This window comes from Jeotgalicoccus nanhaiensis, assembly GCF_015235105.1.
Taxonomy (GTDB): Bacteria; Bacillota; Bacilli; order Staphylococcales; family Salinicoccaceae; genus Jeotgalicoccus; species Jeotgalicoccus nanhaiensis.
Genome location: NZ_JADGLW010000019.1, coordinates 1 through 544 on the forward strand (window position 1 = coordinate 1; position 544 = coordinate 544).

Below are 544 nucleotides of genomic sequence, written 5' to 3' on the forward strand. Positions count from 1 at the left end.
GTGCAGACCTTCAGCCTGTCACGGGAGCGCCCCTGCGTCGGCTTCGACAACGCCGCCTCCGCGGCCCGGGCGGCGAACTACCTGATCGATCTGGGCCATCGCCGGATCGGGGTGATCTCCGGCCTGCGCAAGGACAACGACCGCGGGGGCGCCCGCGTCACAGGCATCGCCCAGGCGCTGGCGGCGCGCGGCCTGACGCTCGCCCCCGAGCACGACATCGAGATCTCCTACGGCATCGGCGGCGGCCGCGATGGCTTCCGCCAGATGCTGGCCGGGGGCCCGCCGCCCACCGCGATCATCTGCGGCACCGACCAGATCGCCTTCGGCGCCATGATCGAGGCCCGCGCCCGGGGGCTCGACGTGCCCGGCGACCTCTCGGTGATCGGCCACAACGATTCCGACTTCGCACCCTTCCTCGATCCGGCGCTGACCACGATCCGGATCCATTCCGCCGAGATCGGCCACGCCGCCGGCGATCATCTCATCGCCCGGATGCAGGGTCGGCCGGTGGTGCGGCTCACCGAAATCGACGCCGAGCTGATCC

Annotated in this window: 1 protein-coding gene; it reads left to right on the plus strand. The window is 71.7% G+C overall.

Annotated elements, in window-relative coordinates; genetic code table 11:
* Positions 1-544, plus strand: a 544-nt coding sequence (locus IR135_RS11485) for a substrate-binding domain-containing protein (protein ID WP_167753415.1), incomplete at both ends; no start/stop codon positions are given.